Here is a 16,904-nt window from a genome sequence, read left to right on the forward strand (position 1 = left end):
TGGCTTAACGCTCACCCCACGGAAAGCGTCCGGCTGGCGCGGAAATCAATACTACTATCCGATTTAGAGAGCATCCTAAATCAACCCGAACCTTTACCATGCCTTTTAAATAATGATTTCACCATTTGGGATTGAACTACCTTTATATGCAAGGGAGATGTTTATGACTTATATAACCTTGGGGCAATTTTCAATCCCCATTACCTGGATTGCGTTTTTTATCGCTATTTTCTACAGCGATTTTAGAAACAGAAATAAAGATGAAAATACTGACAAAATAATTAGTCGTCTTTTTTGGTTTTACGTTTTAATCTGGAAGTTTAGTTATATCCTATTTGCATGGGAAAGCTTCGTCCGAGCACCTATGTCAATTCTCTACTTTGATGGAGGTTTAAAAGGAAATATATTAGCCTTCTTAATGATGATGATTGTACTTGTAAAGCATCGAGCAGGAATTGAATGGGAGGTGCTATGGCAATATTGGACCCGCTTTGTAGCAGCCCACCAATTCGTAAGCTATATCTTAATGGAGCAATGGGTCATTGCAAGTATATGGTTAGCAGTATTAGTCTTACTCGAAATGAAAGAGAAACAGTGGATATTAATTGTTCAGTGGCCAATTCTTTTATGGGTAAGTGGATGGATGGATGCACTAGTCATAGCACATTTATTGAGTATTGTGTCTTTAATTTTAAAAAAGAAAAGCTATCAGCAAATTGCTTTAGTTGGTGTACTAAGCTTAATGGCAATGACAGTGACTGATTTACGTGCGACAGTTTCTACATCTGATAGAGTTGCAATCGATTTAAATACTACCTCAAATGATAGATATATTTTATCTGAGAAAGACCAGAAGCTCACAGTGGTGAATTTCTTTGCGACTTGGTGTCCACCATGTCAGGCAGAGATGCCGCATTTACAAAATTTTGCTGAAGATTTACCAGATCAAGTGGAATTGATTGGGATCAATTTGACTGACCGTGATAATGGTCCGAAGGAATTAGCAGAGTTTATGACAACACATGAAGTGACGTATCCTATTTTGTTAGATGAAAAGGATCGGTTTGGTAGGTCCTATAATATTGTTTCTATACCCACTACGGTAGTTCTAAATAAGGAAGGGCAAGAACTAGAACGGATTATAGGACCGGTAAGTGAAGAGGTTTTACGAAATTTAACGAACAAGTATAAATGATTTATCTCATCAAATTATAGGAAGTGGCCACCTCACATCCTATTATGACCTTCATATTCTTGTTCTCTCGCAAATGAGGTGCAAAGCTTTTAATCTTTTGTATTGACATATACCCTATGGGGTAGTAATATGTGTTTAGAACAAATATGAATTAAATGAGGTGAGATGATGCAATATGATGCGAAGGTTACAGCAAGGATGAAAAAAGTAGAAGGCCAGCTTAGAGGTATACTACGTATGATGGAAGAAGAAAAAGATTGTAAAGATGTGATTACACAACTAAGTGCTGTTCGTTCTGCTGTAGATCGTACAATTGGTGTTATTGTCACAGATAATTTAGTTGAGTGTTTATCTAAAGAAAGTGTAGAAACTCTTGATAAAAATGCAATGGTAAAGCAAGCAGTTGATCTATTAGTAAAAAGTCGATAAGACTTTTTATTTTTAAAATAAAAAATACCTATACGGGTAAGGAGATATTTATGGAAAAGAAAAGAACAACAATCGTTTTATTTAGTGGAGATTATGATAAGGCAATGGCTGCCTATATTATTGCGAATGGTGCAGCAGCTTATGACCACGAAGTAACTATTTTTCACACGTTCTGGGGAATTAATGCGTTACGCAAGCAAGAATCAGTTGCTGTGAAAAAAGGATTTCTAGAAAAAATGTTTGCAAAGATGATGCCTCGAGGTGCAGAAAAGCTCGGTTTATCTAAAATGCAAATGCTAGGAATGGGACCAAAAATGATTAAGCATGTGATGAATAAGCACAATGCATTAACGCTAACACAGCTTGTGGAGATGGCTCAAGAGCAAGATATTAAAATAGTAACTTGTACGATGACAATGGATTTACTTGGCCTTCAAAAAGAAGAGCTTTTAGATGGTATTCAGTATGCAGGTGTTGCAGCTTATTTAGCAGATGCAGAAAATGGCAATGTAAACTTATTCATATAAGAGGTGACATATGGAAACAATACTTATCATAGCAGTCGTAGCAGTGTTTATAATATGGCGCTTTAAACCGACAAAAGGTATTCAAAATATATCTACGGGACAGTTAAAACAAATTATTAACGATAAGGATAAAGTATTTGTCGATGTAAGAACAAAAGGTGAATTCAAATCACGAAATATACCCCAATTTAAAAATATACCACTTGGTTCTGATTTTTCGAAGTTACCAAAAGACAAGGAAATCATTGTAATCTGTCAAAGTGGTATGCGATCAAGTCAAGCGTGTAAGCAATTAAAGAAATTGGGATTTACTAAAGTAACGAATGTCCGTGGTGGCATGAGTGCATATTAGGAGGATATTAAAATGAAAACAATTTTACCAGAGCAAGTACAACAAAAGCTACAAGCAGGGGAAGACTTAAATTTAATTGACGTGCGTGAAGTTGCAGAAGTTGAGTCAGGTCATATCCCTGGCATTATCCATATTCCACTGAACTTGTTAGAATTTCGTTTACACGAGTTAGATAAAACTAAACCGTATATTATGGTTTGCCGTTCAGGTGGGCGCAGTGGCCAAGCAACAACGTTTTTAGAATCGCAAGGTTTTGATGTGACAAATATGTCTGGCGGAATGCTGGAATGGAATGGCGAAGTTAAATAAATATATATTTTTAAAAATAATTTATACCCTAACTGGTATAGGTGGAGGTAACAAATGTTTAAATCAGATGTGCAATTAGATGCAAAGGGCTTGGCTTGTCCAATGCCAATAGTAAAAACTAAAAAAGCAATGAATGAAGTAGAAGAAGGTCAAGTTTTAGAAATCCAAGCAACAGATAAAGGCTCTGTCGCGGATTTAGCAGCTTGGTCAAAAACAGTAGGGCACCAATACATCGGTTCTCATGAAGAAAATGGTGTGTTTTATCATTATATTCGAAAATGCAATCCAGAAATTAGCGATCAACAAGAAAAGTCATTTGAACAAACGGTTTCAAATGAAGAAGCAATCGCTGGTGATGGCTTAATCTTAGATGTGCGCGAAGCAGCAGAGTATGGATTCGGCCATATCCCCGGTGCGAAATCGATCCCAATGGGTGAGTTAGAAAATCGTTTAACTGAATTAGATCAAGAGCAAACTATTTATGTCATTTGCCGTACTGGTACTCGCTCGGATATGGCAGCACAGCAATTGTCAAAAGCAGGATTTAAAAATATATATAATGTCTTACCTGGTATGTCAGGGTATGAAGGCGAATTACAGAAAGAGGTTGAATAATATGTCAAACAAAGTAGCAATAATTGCATCTAACGGCGGTTTATTTGATGCATATAAAGTATTTAATATCGCAACAGCAGCGGCAGCTTCTGATAAGGAAGTAGCAATTTTCTTTACTTTTGAAGGCTTGAACCTTATCCATAAGCAAGGTATGCACGCACTTGAAATGCCAGCAGGCAAAGAGCATTTTGCGGAAGGCTTCACTAAGGCACAAGTACCAGCAATTCCACAATTGGTGGAGATGGCTCAAGAGCTAGGTGTGAAATTTATTGCTTGCCAAATGACAATGGATGTTATGGGCTTAACAAAAAATGATTTTGTAGATGATATTGAAGTCGGTGGAGCAGTTACGTTCTTAGAATTCGCAAAAGACGCAGCACCAACATTAACATTTTAATTAGGTAATGGGAGGGAATTCCCTTCCGACCTAAAAAATTTAAATAAAATTATACCTATGGGGGTACTTGTTTATGACAGTAAATATATGGACAGCTGCTGATGTAGCTCGCAAAGTAATTGATAACAAAGAATTATTTATATTAGACGTCCGAAATGCAGATGCATTTGAGGATTGGAAGATCGAAGGTCATAAATTTGAGTATTTAAATATTCCGTATTTTGATCTATTAGATGGCGTGGAAGAGTTATTACCACAAATTCCGAAAGACAAAGACATCTTAGTAGTTTGTGCGAAGGAAGGCTCATCCATAATGATAGCAGAAATGTTATCAGATGCAGGCCTAGAAGTTGGATATTTGAGTGGTGGAATGAAATCCTGGTCTATGTATTTAGAGCCAATTAAAGTAGGAGACCTTGCAAATGGTGGCGAGTTATATCAATTCGTACGTTTAGGAAAAGGCTGCTTATCCTACATGGCAATTTCTGAAGGTGAGGCAGCACTTATAGATGCAGTCCGTTTCACAGAAATATTTACAAAGTTTGCACAGGAAAAAGGTGTAGAAATCAAGCATGTATTTGATACTCACTTACACGCCGACCATATTTCAGGTGGACGTCATATCGCTGCTGAAACAGGAGCAACCTATTATTTACCACCGAAGGATGCAGAAGAAGTTGTATTTGACTATACACCTTTGACAGACGGGTTAGCAGTCCAGCTCGGTTCATCAAAAATTGAAGTAGGTGCACTTTACTCACCAGGTCATACAATTGGTTCTACTTCATTTGTGATTGATGATAAGTACTTATTAACAGGAGATATTTTATTCATCGATTCGATTGGGCGTCCTGATTTAGCCGGCCTGGCAGAGGATTGGGTAGCAGATTTACGCGAAACATTATACTCTCGCTATCGTTCACTAGCTGAAGATCTAATCGTATTACCAGCACACTTTATGATTATTGAAGAGCTAAACGAAAATGGTACTGTAGCAAAACGTTTAGGAGATCTGTTTGCAGAAAATCATGGCTTAAATGTAGAAGACGAGGAAGTATTCCGTTCAATGGTAACAGACAACTTGCCTCCTCAACCAAATGCCTATCAGGAAATTCGCCATGTGAACATGGGCAAAATTACACCAAGTAATGAAGAGCAAACGGAAATGGAAATCGGACCAAACCGTTGTGCAGTACGTTAATTTTCATAACAAAGGAAATATGATTCATAAGCTTGTCTCTTGGAGATAAGTTTATACTGACAAAAAATAATTCGAGAAGAGGAATATAACATGAACATTACAAAAACATTAGATGCAAAAGGATTAGCATGTCCAATGCCAATCGTTCGTACGAAAAAAACAATTGATACGATTAATTCGGGAGAAATACTAGAAGTACTTGTTACGGATAAAGGTGCGTTAAATGACTTTACAGCGTGGGCAGCAGCTGGCGGGCATACAATTGTTGAACAAAAAGAGGAAGACGGCGTGCTATTCTTTTACATTCAAAAAGCTTAACAGTATAAATAGCGAGTAGAATATGCTTCTACTCGCTTTTTTTACAGAAAGAAGGGACAGACATTATGGATCTTTCCATTACATTTATAGTTGTTATTTTTGCCCTTGGCTTTATAGGGTCATTTGTTTCGGGCATGTTAGGAGTTGGGGGCTCCATCATTAAATACCCCTTGCTATTATACGTTCCACCACTATTTGGACTGGTAGCATTTTCTGCGCATGAAGTATCAGGAATTAGTGCTATTCAAGTATTCTTCGCTTCTATTGCAGGTGTTTGGGCATATCGAAAAAGTGGGCTGCTCCATAAGGAACTGATCATTTACATGGGTGGAGCAATTTTACTCGGAAGCTTTATTGGTAGTTACGGTTCAGGATTTTTATCTGAAGACGCTGTTAATATTGTGTACGGAACACTCGCTATAATTGCAGCAGTTATGATGTTTATTCCACGTAAGACTATAGAGGAAAACGCTAAAATTTCGTTCAATAAAGTTCTTGCAAGTAGCCTAGCGCTCATTGTTGGAGTTGGATCTGGGATCGTCGGAGCAGCGGGTGGATTTTTACTAGTACCAATAATGCTTACCGTTTTAAAAATACCAACACGTGTTACAATTGCGACCAGTTTAGCAATCACCTTTATTTCTTCTATTGGTGGTAGTGTAGGTAAAATCATGACTGGTCAAATTGAGTACTGGCCTGCGTTCATAATGATTATCGCAAGTATCATCGCAGCCCCTCTAGGAGCAAAAATTGGTCAAAAAATGAACGTGAAAATTTTACAATGGCTGCTAGCTATTATGATTGGGGCAACAGCAATTAAAATTTGGATTGATATTTTGCAGTAACACACGAAGAAAAGAATTAAAGATGTATCTCGTGAATCAAGGTTTTTGTTTTCGACTGATGTTACACTTTGGCTAAGATTTCTATGAATCTTTATTATAAATCTATATCATAATTACTTCCTAGATAATCCAGACTTACATCAAATACAGTAATAATTTTATGAAAAGATGGTTATTAATGAAACAACCCATGAAATTTTAAATTGACTCAATAAACTTTTTTTTATTAAACATACGTTTTTTTAATAAAATGATGTATAGTTAAGTTCGATTAAATTTAAGGAGCAAGACATGAAAAATTTTATTGTTATTACTTTGGGTTCGTTATTAATGGCTGTTGCACTGAACTTATTCTTAGTGCCTCATGAAGTTATTCTTGGTGGGTTTTCTGGTATTGGGATGATAATAGGTATTCTAACCGGATGGAATATTGGTTGGATAATTTTCATCCTAAATATTCCAGTTTTTGTTTTAGGATTCATAAGTATTGGGAAAAAATTTGTAGCATATAGTATGTATTCTGTTTTCCTTACGAGTTTAGCAATGCAATATATTCCGGTTTATCAGATTACAGAAGATATTTTATTGTCCTCAGTTTTTGGAGCAGTAATTGGTGGTGCGGCTACCGGAATGATTATTAAATTCAATGGCTCTACTGGTGGAATAGATATTATTGGGCTTGTTATTACCAAAAAGAAGGATTTCTCCTTAGGTACTTTAATGCTAGTCATGAACAGTGTCATTGTATTAGCTTCTGGTTACTTCATAGGCTGGGAGCAAACGATGTATACATTACTAGTTCTATACGTATTCGGAAAAGTAGTAGATGTCATTCATACCAAACATGTAAAAGTAACTCTTATGATCATCACTGAAAAAGGTGAGGAAGTTCAAGATAAGATGCTTAAAAGCTTAGTCCGAGGGATCACTGTTTTGGACGGAGAGGGAGCATATACTAAACAACCAAGAAAAGTGCTTTTTACCGTCATTACGAGATATGAACTAGGGGAAGTAAAGAAAATGATTAAGGAAGTAGACAGTAATGCGTTTGTAAATATTACTGAAACGATTGAAGTCATGGGAGCATTTAATAAAAATTGATTTTGTAAAGTCCAGAAAACTCTGGGCTTTTTTTATTGGTTATGTGAAAGGCTTGGTTCGATTTATATTAAAGTGGTTTGCTGACACCTGCTTTTCAACCGATTAAATATTATATTATTTAAGGTGATACAAATAGTGAGCCATTTCGTCTTATTGGGTAGGAGGTAATTATATGACAAAAAATATATTATCTTTTTTATTTATCATTTTTGTCCTCGGAGCATGTAGTCCACAAGGTACTGATGAAAAAACATCTTTAGATATAAACAACTCCGATAAAATTTTCGAAACGACAGGAACTGCTTTCAATATTACTTTTGAAAAGATAGAAACAGCTATAAAAGAGCAAGGATTAGAATTAGTAGAAGCAGACTTACCACGTGAAAATGCTTTTATCCAATCATTAAATGGGGTGTCACCAAAAGCATATTTTCTAGATGGTAAGACACTATCTATTTATGTATTTTCAACTGTTGATGCACGGCAAAAGGGGATGGCTGATTTTGAAAAAAAAACTGCCACAATGGAACTGGAAACCCACAAAACATACACAAGCAATAATATTTTAGTGTTTTATACAGATGAAAGTGATGGAAACAATTCAAAATTGAAATTTGCAATAAAAGCATTAGATTAACATAGAGCTGGAGATTTATTTCCAAGCTCTTTTTTTATGTACTTTTTTGTTTCTTATAATAAAAAAGGACTTATCACTTAGTTACTTTATAAATATAATTTAAAGTTTAATTGTCTGAAAATGGGGTATTTACATTATAGGAACTATTAAGAAATAAGGGGAGATGCTAGTTATGTGGAAAAGAATATTATTTATCTCCGAGCATGGGGACCCACTTGAAACTCTAGGTGGTAAACAAGCTGGAGGTCAAAACAACTATGTAAAAGAACTTGCCCTTGCCCTTGGAAGAAGAGGTATAGCTGTAGATGTAATTACTCATTGGAGTAACCCCAATGCCCCACAGGTTGAGAAATTAGGAAATATGTCAAGGGTCATTAGATTTGCTGCAGGGCATAAAGGATATGTGGCAAAAGATAAGATATATGATTTATTACCACAATTTTATGATGAAATTAAAAACAATTTATCTATACCAAAATATAATGTTGTTCACTCTCATTATTGGATGTCCGGTTTACTTGGGCTTGCTTTAAAAGAAGAGTTTGGTATTCCCCTCGTTCACACTTCTCATTCATTAGGTATCGCAAAAAAACAAGCTACTGGAACTGCAAACCCGATACGATTAGACGCAGAAAAGAAAATTTTAACATCTGCGAATAAGGTAATCGCCACTACCGAAGTTGAAAAGCAAATAATTCAAGACTTTGCAGGACCACATACAAATATAGAAGTAGTATCTATTGGAGTTGCAAAAGAATTCCAATCACAGGTCAAGAAAAAATCAGTAACTAAACCGTTGCTAGTATATGCTGGTCGTCTGGAAAAGACAAAAGGAATCGGCACACTATTAGATGCCTTTAAGAAATTAAAAAAGGAAAATCCAGAACTTAATGCTAAATTGGTGCTAGCTGGTGGTGATAAGGAAGAAATAGACATCAACTCAGGATTACCTATCAACCCCCATTTAAGGGAGCAAGTTAAAGGTATAGAGGAATACATTGAATTCATAGGACCTCAATCTCAACAAGGATTAAGTAATCTTTTTTCTAAAGCCACTTCAGTTATCGTACCGTCATACTATGAATCCTTTGGGATGGTGGCAGCTGAAGCCCAAGCATGTGGGACACCTGTTATTGCTTCTGGAGTCGGAGGACTCAAAGATGTAGTGTCTCATGGAAAAACAGGCTTACAGGTAAAGCCCAAAGATCCGTCTCAGCTGGCTTCAGCTATGAAAACTATATTAAAAGACAATCTTTTAGCAAAAAGACTAGGCAGAGAAGCTGGAGAACGTGCAAAACGTATCTTTAATTGGTCTTCCATTGCAAAAGAAATAGATCATACTTATGAGGAATTGTTATATGCAAATGATTACGCAAATGCTAGCAACCGATCTTGATGGAACGCTTGTTGGTGATGAAAAACACTTAAAAGACTTACTTACCTATTTTGAAGGTCTACAAAAGAAAGTTACTTTAGTTTATGTCACAGGAAGGCATCGGGAGTCAGCCTTAGATCTTATTAAAGAGGCTAACATTCCAATGCCGAGTATTTTAATCTCGGATGTGGGAACAGGCATATATATAGGCAATGACCTTAAACCAGATGAAGAATGGGATCTTTTAATGAAGAAAAATTGGAATCCAGAGGCTATTAAGAGAATCGCTTCTAATTACCCAACTATTGTTCCACAAAAGCTTCCAGACGAATCTAGGATTTCTTATACTGTGCAAGAAGATAAAGGCAGTGTTAAAAAGCTCAAGCAAGAATTACTAGAAGCTAATATACCACATAAATTTATCTTCAGCTCAGGAAGGGATATTGATATACTCCCTGAGAACAGTGGAAAAGGATCTGCTTTGACATACGTGATTGAAAAATATGTAGATGAGCAAGCATCGATATTGATTGCAGGCGATTCAGGGAATGACGAAGAAATGATAAGTCTTGGATATCCATCTGTTATAGTAGCAAATGCGCAACCAGAGCTAAGAGCTATTCAAGACCACCCTCAATTATTTAGAGCAACTAAAAATTGTGCAGGCGGAATTCATGAGGCTTGGTTACATTTTTATGATAATTAAATCATTATTTAAAATTTCATACGTAAATCCGTTCAGACTATAGACAAATTTGAAGTTGTCTATAGTCTTTTTTGTTTACGCTAAAGATGAGCATTTCATCTGTTTTGATACGCTTAATACTTCTTATTAATTTTGGCTATGTATATGGCTAGGGTTGATTTTTCGTGCATTGGTTTGTTTGTGAAATGTTGCTCTTAAAATTATGGTGCAGTTTAGGTAAAGAAGATGAAAGTATGTTTAAATTATTATTGGAAAATTTACCAAAAACGCAATATTATTGTTAAAAAGGGAGATGCGTATGAGAATGAATAAAATTGGTATGGTCTTCTTAATGGTAATACTGATACTCACTGCATGTAATGTTGTAGGAAAGGATCGCTCAAAAGAAAATGTAGATAATTCATCCGTTTATTCGGAAAATAGAGATGATAAAGCCAAAATCCAAAAGGTTAATACGGATTTAGAAGTGGAACATGGATGGCATATTGTTCCTGAAGGTATTAAGAAAATCACTATTTCTATGGAAGCAGAAAATGTTGAAACCATATTGTTTTGGATAGCCCCAACAGGTACGGAGACGTGGGGGGAAAGAACTCTTATTGGTTACGACATTGATGGTAATGATGGATGGTCTATTGAATGGGAATTTGGTGATAGAATATTCCACGACCATATTACAATTCAGGCTTTAGGAAGTGATTATACAACACAAGCAAGTGAGACTTTGAATATCCATTCTGTTGATGAAAATCAAAAAGAGTAAATGAAATTTTTTTACGTTATACTCTTCAACTTCCGCTGTGATTTAGTTAGCAAGACTATCTTATAGAGGGGGAAATAATAATTGGTGGTAATAGTAAATAGTTTATGGAAGAACAAAGAGGTGTATTGACACAAGCTATCATGGTTACTTTATAGTTCAACATACCAGGAGCATTTTTACAAAATCTAAATGGTCACATTTTATTTATATTGGAACTTCTAATTACTTCAACCGTATTAAAGTAAAGGAGTAGGTTAGTTTTAAAGGGTATTATTTAACACGTGGTCAACCATCTCACAGTTGTAAAAGGCAATTCGTGGGACAGGAGAGGTGATTGATTGAGTTTAATTCAAGTGATATATATTGTGCTTATATGGACAATACCTAGTATGGGTTGTTGGTATTCCTTCAGAAAAATGGAGAATGAGAAACAGATAAAGGTTATAAAAGAGTTGGGAAATCCTTTATCTATTTTAGGGATTATACCCAGTTTTATTGGTTTCCTCGTATATCTTACAGGCTCTGTTGCAGCATCAGACATAAAAGTCTTACGGGATTTAGGGATTGCTTTAGCGCTATTTGGTTGGTTTGTAATTTGGGGAGTAGGTCTAATAAAAGGTGAGGGCAATACCATTAAGTGTATTGCTATGATATTAATAGGGATTTCCGTACTAATTGCTTATATCTATCTGTTTTAAACTAGTTTAATAAGCGTCTCAATACTTACTAAACGAACGGGTCCTAGCACAATCTGGTCATCGTTTCGATGATCTATTTTTATGTACAAAATAACAAGTTGATCCCAGAGTTCCTTTAGCAAAAGATTATGTATTGCTGAGGGAACCTTATTTTCTTAATGAACTAAAGTAACACAGAATATAAAGCGCGAATTCTGATTTGGAGGTACTCATTTTGAAAACAATACTAAAAAGTTTAGTAGTTATTACAATAATGTTTTTTTTATATTTTTATCAGTCACCTATAATTACAACAGGTGAAGCAATAAATAATGCAGAAAAATATTTGCTAAATCCACCAGAAGAGTGGAAAAACTCAATATCCTTCAATGGTTTAGAGGAAATTCCACCTAAGAATATTAGTGTGTACCTCACTCCAAAGCCTGGGTTTTGGAATGAAATAATGAATAATATGAATTGGGAAGTAACAATTAAATACAATGTTCAAGAATCAACTATTGTGATGGATGCATACACTGGAGAATTTATAAATCTATATGGTCCATTAGGTTAAATCTCTCCCATTTGTACTGCCTGTGGTATTAGTCGAATTCTGATCCGAAAAATATTGAGATACTATCAAGGTTAACAGGCGAAGGGTTCTCTTCAAAAGTATATTTGAAATAACTAAAGCTTCTTCAATGTAATGTAGTGCTTTACTTCAAGTCTATGGGGGCTACTGAGGTTGATAAGACAACTCTTTTTTCATTTTGAACCAAAGACGAATTTGTTGAATAGAGATTAAGAAATTGTGAAATAAAGGAACCTCAATTCGTTTCGAACGTATTAGAGGAAAAGATGGATGAAGAAAGTTATAAAAAAGGGGGGAGTATATGAGTGAACGATTTGAATTAAGTTTTAAAAATAAGGAAGTAAGAATGTGGTTCTATTTGATGGTACCAACATTTATTATAGGAAGCATCTTGATATTTTATGGTGAACAAAAATATCAGTATATTCCTTGGTTAGTATCAGTAATAGCTTGGACTGTCTTTTATTTATGGCGTTTTTTTTACCGTAAGCAACAGAATGATAAAGTAAAAAATTCTTCTTAAGCTAACAGGTGCATTACGACAATAGAGGTAATGCCCTTTTTCTTATTGAACTACAACAAGCAGTTAAGAGAGATTATAAGTGGGCGTTAGTTGGTATGGAAAACGGGCAACAGGATATGATATTAATCAAAAATATGTTTTGAAACATATTCAATATGAACTTGGTTTAATTGAATGATCTTGTTCACCTTATGGGCGCATTACTTTAAGTAGGAGTAATGCCTTTTTTTATTGATCTAAAGCAAAAGGTTAGCTGAACACGAATTGGAACTTTTACGAAATTTTAAAGTCATACTTAGAAGTTAAACTAATAGGGGTGTTATATATGAAACGATTCAGTATATGCTCAATAGTCCTAATGTTTATTGGAATTCTATTCTTTATATTAAACTGGTTAATAGATGGCTACGTGGAACCTATTGTAATTACTGGAGTTGTTTTAATATTAATAGGGATTGTATTTAGTTTTATTGCGATCTCTAAAAGAGAAAAAGGAAGCATGAAATATATATTAATTGCTACTTTTATCATTTTACTATTTTTAGTTACTTGGTTTGAACCTTTTCAAGTTGTTAGAATGATGACTTGGTTTAAAAATATTACGTAACTAACAGGTAATTTAACAAATTATTACAAAAACATAAAAATAATAATAAAGTAAATGAGCAAAGATAAAAATATCCTAGCTCATTTTTTATGTGTTTTTTAAATTAACCTTTACTAATACAATAATAGGACTACAACAGTTGAACTAGCTAGTGCTGCTTTCCCGAGAGTCGCCTGCTCCATAGTCAAGCATAGAGTGAGGTTTTACAGGAAATCAAGTTGCTCATTACACGTTTTTTGATTTAATGACTAATTTGTACGCCTCTAGTTTTTATGAACATTAAAATGGAGTAGAACGGTTATAAAAGCTTACTATTTTTATTTCTTTTTGTCAGATCGAGTCAAGAAAGATTATGTTATCTTAGGTGAAAAGTTATGGTAAGATGTTTATGTTTGTACGCACCATTCCCTAATAGAAAAGGGAAGAAAAGTTGACACGGCGAGGTTGTAATTATATACTAGGTTACGTTATGTAAGTGATTAAAAATAGTTAGAATATAATAGACAAAAATGATGAATATGAATGATAGGTGAATGAAAATGAATATAAATAAAGAAACGCTGACATTGTTACAGGATAAAATAAAAATAATAGAAACGGTTGAGGAACTTGATCTTTGTTTAGTTGGGCCAGTTAACTTGCCTATTAAGCAAGGCGATTTCCAAACAACCTTTCAATGGTATACCTGGGTTAAAATTGATAAAAATTTATCAAAAGAGGATATTTTAACATCATTACCACAATCAAATTTAGCTTTTGGCCAACAATCTTCTGTTCTTGTTTATGGTGACTTCGCAAATGAGGAAGATGCACTTATTCGTATGCATAGTATTTGTCATACAGGAGACATTTTTGGTAGTCAACGCTGTGATTGTGGTTTCCAGCTTCATGAATCGATGAAAATGGTAGTAAATCATGGCTGTGGAGCCATTTTTTATTTAGCTGATCATGAAGGCAGAGGGATTGGTCTATTTTCTAAATCACTGGCTTATCTTTTACAGGAGGAAGGCTATGATACAGTTGAAGCCAATCATGCACTAGGCTTTGAAGACGATAGTCGCTCATATGAAGATGCAATTCGTGTGTTAGAAGTATTGAGAAGCAAGCAGGTCACTTTAATAACTAATAACCCTAGGAAGCTGGCTGCGTTAAAGAACCATGGTCTTCTTGCGAAGGATCACGTTCCTTTATGGGGTGGACTGAACGAAACAAATGAATTTTATTTGAATACGAAAGTGAAAAAATCCGGCCATATTGTAGAAGAGAACCCAAGTCTAAAAGTGTGAGGTGTATACAATGAAAACCGACGAGGAATATATGAAGCTTGCATTAGACTTGGCAGCTAGTGCGAAAGGCAACACGAATCCTAACCCAGTAGTGGGTGCAGTAATTGTGAAAAATGGAGTAATTGTTGGTACGGGACTACATCGGAAGGCAGGCGAGCCTCATGCAGAAGTGCATGCATTTAATATGGCGCAACAGCATGCCGAGGGTTCCACTCTTTATGTAACTTTAGAACCTTGCTCACATTACGGCAAAACACCACCTTGTGCAAATTTAGTGAAGGAATCAAAGGTAAGCAGAGTCGTTGTAGCTACTAGGGACCCTAATCCTGAGGTTGCAGGGAGAGGCATTCAACTTCTTCGTGACGCTGGCATTCAGGTTGATGTCGGGATATTAGAAAAAGAAGCGCAAAAGTTAAACGAGCGTTTTATACACAATATGCTTACCAAACGTCCATTTGTTATTTCAAAGTTTGCCATGACACTAGATGGTAAACTCGCAACCTATAATGGACATTCTAAATGGATTACTGGAGAAGTATCACGTAAAGATGTGCATACGCTAAGAAATGAAATAGACGGTATTTTAGTAGGGGTAGGTACAGTAATAGCAGATAATCCAGCCTTAACTACAAGACTTACTGAGCTTGATGGAAAAAATCCTACAAGAATTATCTTGGATAGCAGCCTACGGACTCCTTTAGAAGCACAGGTCCTTCAAACAGAGGAAGCCAAAACCATTATTGTTACAAGTAAAGAAGTAGATTTAAATCGTGTTAAAGAATATGAATCAAGGGGAGCAAAGGTATTATTTGTTTCCAAGAGAAATAAGGGATTGGATTTAGAAGAGGTACTTAGCGAATTATATCAACAAGGGTTAACCGATATACTAGTTGAAGGTGGAGGGGCGATAAACTCTGCCTTTCTGAATGCTGGTTTAATAGATAAATACTATATTTATATAGCTCCAAAAGTACTGGGGGGTAAAGAATCCATTACGCCTTTTACTGGTGAAAATCCAGAATCAATGGATGCTGCCAAGCAATTGTATTTTGACGAATTCCAAAAGTTTGGAGAGGATCTTCGTATAATTGCCTACCCTAAAAAATAATGAGCTACATAACCATACTACGATTTAGTATAAGAAAATTAAATAAAATGACAGTTATACACCGTGATAAACGGTAGAAGAGTAGGAGAATAAAAATGAAATTCGGTTTTGATATTGACGATACACTAATTAATTTGAGAGAGCATGCTTTTCACTTGTACAATAAAAAACTTAACCAAAATGTGAATCTTGACGTATTTCATGCTTTAAAAACTGTAGAGATTCATGAAGCGTTTGGTTTGGAAAAAGAAGCTGGAAACACCATGTGGAGAGATTGTATGGAGGAAATATATTTTACCGAATGCCCATCCTTTGAGGGAGCTTTGGAAACTTTAAATTCTCTAGAAAATGATGGACATGAGATTTACTATATCACCTCTCGCCCGAAAAAATATTGCTCTCAAACTCGTGAATGGATGAAAGCACAAGGCTTTCCAATAACAGATGAAAACTTTTACTGCGGAATGCAGGATGAGGAAAAAATAGCCACAATCAAGGCATTAGAGTTAGATTATTATTTCGATGATAAGCCAGCTGTTCTAGAAACGCTCCAAAATGTAAAAACAAAAGTATTCATAAAGGATCAATCGTATAATCAGTTAATGGATATGCCAAGACTGAAAGAATGGTTGGACTTGAAAAAAATTCTAGAGGAAACCGTATAACCAGACATAATTTATAATTTATATTACGATTCGAAAACCCTGTGTATATTAGTCGTTAACTAATACGTACGGGGTATTTTTTTATGGAATAATTTTTAAATTTGAAACAAAGCAAGGAAAAGGTCGTCTAACTATAAAATGGTTAAAATCCGAAGGAAGTGACATTTTGAAAAAAATACAATTCATTATCCCGTTAACATGTTTATCTATTTTACTAATAGGATGTCAATCAATTGAAAGCAAAGAAACAAATTACGATAACCCTCAGCAATCGTTAAATGTACAAGTAGAAGGTGAGGGTGAGGGAGAAGTAATAGAAGTTATCCTATCAAGCTCGACTTTGGAAGACACTATTATTTTTAAAGATGAAGCCAGTATAAAAGAGTTTAAAGATATGATTTCAAGTTCTATAAAACAAGATGGAATTGTTAATATGGCTAATCCAGATTATTATATGGATATTATGTTTAAAGACGATAAAAAACAAAGTTATTATTTATGGGTAGGAGAGAACAGGCAAAACAGCTCTTTAATGAAAGCTGATGATACCCATACAATTTATACTTTTGATAAAGAAATGACTAAAAAAATTAGCAATTTGTTGGAAAGGAAACTGTAGTCTTTGGATTCTACCACATGTTTTCCGGTTATGTTAGAGTAAAAGAAGATATAGGTT

The 16,904-nt window shown here is 35.1% G+C and carries 23 protein-coding genes; all 23 read left to right on the forward strand.

Features of this window, described 5'->3' with window-relative positions:
* Positions 1-163 precede the first annotated feature (163 nt).
* The 23 genes from MKX96_RS09550 to MKX96_RS09660 all read left to right on the forward strand — a co-directional run bounded on the left by MKX96_RS09550 (position 164) and on the right by MKX96_RS09660 (position 16,847).
* Entirely contained in the window at positions 164-1,195 is a 1,032-nt protein-coding gene (locus MKX96_RS09550) for a TlpA family protein disulfide reductase (RefSeq protein ID WP_340883347.1), read from the forward strand.
* 168 nt (positions 1,196-1,363) lie between these two features.
* Positions 1,364-1,624: a metal-sensitive transcriptional regulator gene (locus MKX96_RS09555; protein WP_340883348.1), complete on the forward strand. Its 261-nt coding sequence runs from the start codon at positions 1,364-1,366 to the stop codon at positions 1,622-1,624.
* A gap of 50 nt (positions 1,625-1,674) precedes the next feature.
* Positions 1,675-2,151, forward strand: coding sequence for a DsrE/DsrF/DrsH-like family protein (locus tag MKX96_RS09560; RefSeq protein ID WP_445678184.1), 477 nt, complete (start codon positions 1,675-1,677; stop codon positions 2,149-2,151).
* 10 nt (positions 2,152-2,161) lie between these two features.
* Positions 2,162-2,503 (forward strand): rhodanese-like domain-containing protein, encoded by a 342-nt coding sequence (locus MKX96_RS09565; RefSeq protein ID WP_340883350.1) that lies wholly within the window; start codon positions 2,162-2,164, stop codon positions 2,501-2,503.
* 12 nt (positions 2,504-2,515) lie between these two features.
* The gene (locus MKX96_RS09570; protein ID WP_340883351.1) at positions 2,516-2,812 is read left to right on the forward strand and encodes a rhodanese-like domain-containing protein; all 297 of its coding nucleotides are present in this window, start codon (positions 2,516-2,518) and stop codon (positions 2,810-2,812) included.
* Between the two features lie 54 nt (positions 2,813-2,866).
* Positions 2,867-3,427, forward strand: coding sequence for a sulfurtransferase TusA family protein (locus MKX96_RS09575; RefSeq protein WP_340883352.1), 561 nt, complete (start codon positions 2,867-2,869; stop codon positions 3,425-3,427).
* A 1-nt stretch (position 3,428) separates the two neighbouring features.
* The gene (locus MKX96_RS09580) at positions 3,429-3,824 is read left to right on the forward strand and encodes a DsrE/DsrF/DrsH-like family protein (RefSeq protein WP_340883353.1); all 396 of its coding nucleotides are present in this window, start codon (positions 3,429-3,431) and stop codon (positions 3,822-3,824) included.
* A 73-nt stretch (positions 3,825-3,897) separates the two neighbouring features.
* Positions 3,898-5,025, forward strand: a complete 1,128-nt coding sequence (locus MKX96_RS09585; protein WP_340883354.1) for an MBL fold metallo-hydrolase — start codon at positions 3,898-3,900, stop codon at positions 5,023-5,025.
* Positions 5,026-5,115: 90 nt separating this feature from the next.
* Positions 5,116-5,343: a sulfurtransferase TusA family protein gene (locus tag MKX96_RS09590; protein WP_169358216.1), complete on the forward strand. Its 228-nt coding sequence runs from the start codon at positions 5,116-5,118 to the stop codon at positions 5,341-5,343.
* A 65-nt stretch (positions 5,344-5,408) separates the two neighbouring features.
* Positions 5,409-6,188: a sulfite exporter TauE/SafE family protein gene (locus MKX96_RS09595; protein WP_340883355.1), complete on the forward strand. Its 780-nt coding sequence runs from the start codon at positions 5,409-5,411 to the stop codon at positions 6,186-6,188.
* A 291-nt stretch (positions 6,189-6,479) separates the two neighbouring features.
* Positions 6,480-7,289 carry a YitT family protein gene (locus tag MKX96_RS09600; RefSeq protein WP_340883357.1) on the forward strand — a complete coding sequence of 270 codons (810 nt, stop codon included), beginning with the start codon at positions 6,480-6,482 and terminating at the stop codon, positions 7,287-7,289.
* Between the two features lie 172 nt (positions 7,290-7,461).
* Positions 7,462-7,926, forward strand: coding sequence for a hypothetical protein (locus MKX96_RS09605; protein ID WP_340883358.1), 465 nt, complete (start codon positions 7,462-7,464; stop codon positions 7,924-7,926).
* Positions 7,927-8,098: 172 nt separating this feature from the next.
* Entirely contained in the window at positions 8,099-9,322 is a 1,224-nt protein-coding gene (locus MKX96_RS09610; protein ID WP_340883359.1) for a glycosyltransferase, read from the forward strand.
* On the forward strand, positions 9,285-10,007 hold the full coding sequence (locus MKX96_RS09615) for an HAD-IIB family hydrolase (RefSeq protein WP_340883360.1): 723 nt from the start codon (positions 9,285-9,287) through the stop codon (positions 10,005-10,007). The genes MKX96_RS09610 and MKX96_RS09615 overlap by 38 nt, the downstream gene beginning before the upstream one ends.
* Before the next feature lie 298 nt (positions 10,008-10,305).
* Positions 10,306-10,770: a hypothetical protein gene (locus MKX96_RS09620; protein WP_340883361.1), complete on the forward strand. Its 465-nt coding sequence runs from the start codon at positions 10,306-10,308 to the stop codon at positions 10,768-10,770.
* Positions 10,771-11,108: 338 nt separating this feature from the next.
* Positions 11,109-11,468: a hypothetical protein gene (locus MKX96_RS09625; protein WP_340883362.1), complete on the forward strand. Its 360-nt coding sequence runs from the start codon at positions 11,109-11,111 to the stop codon at positions 11,466-11,468.
* Between the two features lie 214 nt (positions 11,469-11,682).
* Positions 11,683-12,021: a hypothetical protein gene (locus tag MKX96_RS09630; protein WP_340883363.1), complete on the forward strand. Its 339-nt coding sequence runs from the start codon at positions 11,683-11,685 to the stop codon at positions 12,019-12,021.
* Between the two features lie 319 nt (positions 12,022-12,340).
* Positions 12,341-12,562, forward strand: a complete 222-nt coding sequence (locus MKX96_RS09635; protein ID WP_340883364.1) for a hypothetical protein — start codon at positions 12,341-12,343, stop codon at positions 12,560-12,562.
* 325 nt (positions 12,563-12,887) lie between these two features.
* Positions 12,888-13,169, forward strand: coding sequence for a hypothetical protein (locus MKX96_RS09640; protein ID WP_340883366.1), 282 nt, complete (start codon positions 12,888-12,890; stop codon positions 13,167-13,169).
* 539 nt (positions 13,170-13,708) lie between these two features.
* Entirely contained in the window at positions 13,709-14,455 is a 747-nt protein-coding gene (locus MKX96_RS09645) for a GTP cyclohydrolase II (protein ID WP_340883368.1), read from the forward strand.
* Positions 14,456-14,465: 10 nt separating this feature from the next.
* Complete coding sequence (gene ribD / locus MKX96_RS09650) at positions 14,466-15,563, forward strand: bifunctional diaminohydroxyphosphoribosylaminopyrimidine deaminase/5-amino-6-(5-phosphoribosylamino)uracil reductase RibD (protein WP_340883370.1); 1,098 nt, start codon at positions 14,466-14,468, stop codon at positions 15,561-15,563.
* A gap of 95 nt (positions 15,564-15,658) precedes the next feature.
* On the forward strand, positions 15,659-16,228 hold the full coding sequence (locus tag MKX96_RS09655) for a 5' nucleotidase, NT5C type (RefSeq protein WP_340883372.1): 570 nt from the start codon (positions 15,659-15,661) through the stop codon (positions 16,226-16,228).
* A 166-nt stretch (positions 16,229-16,394) separates the two neighbouring features.
* The gene (locus MKX96_RS09660) at positions 16,395-16,847 is read left to right on the forward strand and encodes a hypothetical protein (protein WP_340883373.1); all 453 of its coding nucleotides are present in this window, start codon (positions 16,395-16,397) and stop codon (positions 16,845-16,847) included.
* The last annotated feature ends 57 nt before the right edge of the window (positions 16,848-16,904 follow it).

Source organism: Psychrobacillus sp. FSL W7-1493, assembly GCF_038004905.1.
Taxonomy (GTDB): domain Bacteria; phylum Bacillota; class Bacilli; order Bacillales_A; family Planococcaceae; genus Psychrobacillus.

Excerpts from the sequence above, each read along its gene's own strand:
- MKX96_RS09550 (WP_340883347.1), top strand. The coding sequence starts at position 164 with ATGACTTATATAACCTTGGGGCAATTTTCAATCCCCATTACCTGGATT.
- MKX96_RS09555 (WP_340883348.1), top strand. The coding sequence starts at position 1,364 with ATGCAATATGATGCGAAGGTTACAGCAAGGATGAAAAAAGTAGAAGGC.
- MKX96_RS09560 (WP_445678184.1), top strand. The coding sequence starts at position 1,675 with ATGGAAAAGAAAAGAACAACAATCGTTTTATTTAGTGGAGATTATGAT.
- MKX96_RS09565 (WP_340883350.1), top strand. The coding sequence starts at position 2,162 with ATGGAAACAATACTTATCATAGCAGTCGTAGCAGTGTTTATAATATGG.
- MKX96_RS09570 (WP_340883351.1), top strand. The coding sequence starts at position 2,516 with ATGAAAACAATTTTACCAGAGCAAGTACAACAAAAGCTACAAGCAGGG.
- MKX96_RS09575 (WP_340883352.1), top strand. The coding sequence starts at position 2,867 with ATGTTTAAATCAGATGTGCAATTAGATGCAAAGGGCTTGGCTTGTCCA.
- MKX96_RS09580 (WP_340883353.1), top strand. The coding sequence starts at position 3,429 with ATGTCAAACAAAGTAGCAATAATTGCATCTAACGGCGGTTTATTTGAT.
- MKX96_RS09585 (WP_340883354.1), top strand. The coding sequence starts at position 3,898 with ATGACAGTAAATATATGGACAGCTGCTGATGTAGCTCGCAAAGTAATT.
- MKX96_RS09590 (WP_169358216.1), top strand. The coding sequence starts at position 5,116 with ATGAACATTACAAAAACATTAGATGCAAAAGGATTAGCATGTCCAATG.
- MKX96_RS09595 (WP_340883355.1), top strand. The coding sequence starts at position 5,409 with ATGGATCTTTCCATTACATTTATAGTTGTTATTTTTGCCCTTGGCTTT.
- MKX96_RS09600 (WP_340883357.1), top strand. The coding sequence starts at position 6,480 with ATGAAAAATTTTATTGTTATTACTTTGGGTTCGTTATTAATGGCTGTT.
- MKX96_RS09605 (WP_340883358.1), top strand. The coding sequence starts at position 7,462 with ATGACAAAAAATATATTATCTTTTTTATTTATCATTTTTGTCCTCGGA.
- MKX96_RS09610 (WP_340883359.1), top strand. The coding sequence starts at position 8,099 with ATGTGGAAAAGAATATTATTTATCTCCGAGCATGGGGACCCACTTGAA.
- MKX96_RS09615 (WP_340883360.1), top strand. The coding sequence starts at position 9,285 with ATGCAAATGATTACGCAAATGCTAGCAACCGATCTTGATGGAACGCTT.
- MKX96_RS09620 (WP_340883361.1), top strand. The coding sequence starts at position 10,306 with ATGAGAATGAATAAAATTGGTATGGTCTTCTTAATGGTAATACTGATA.
- MKX96_RS09635 (WP_340883364.1), top strand. The coding sequence starts at position 12,341 with ATGAGTGAACGATTTGAATTAAGTTTTAAAAATAAGGAAGTAAGAATG.
- MKX96_RS09640 (WP_340883366.1), top strand. The coding sequence starts at position 12,888 with ATGAAACGATTCAGTATATGCTCAATAGTCCTAATGTTTATTGGAATT.
- MKX96_RS09645 (WP_340883368.1), top strand. The coding sequence starts at position 13,709 with ATGAATATAAATAAAGAAACGCTGACATTGTTACAGGATAAAATAAAA.
- ribD (WP_340883370.1), top strand. The coding sequence starts at position 14,466 with ATGAAAACCGACGAGGAATATATGAAGCTTGCATTAGACTTGGCAGCT.
- MKX96_RS09655 (WP_340883372.1), top strand. The coding sequence starts at position 15,659 with ATGAAATTCGGTTTTGATATTGACGATACACTAATTAATTTGAGAGAG.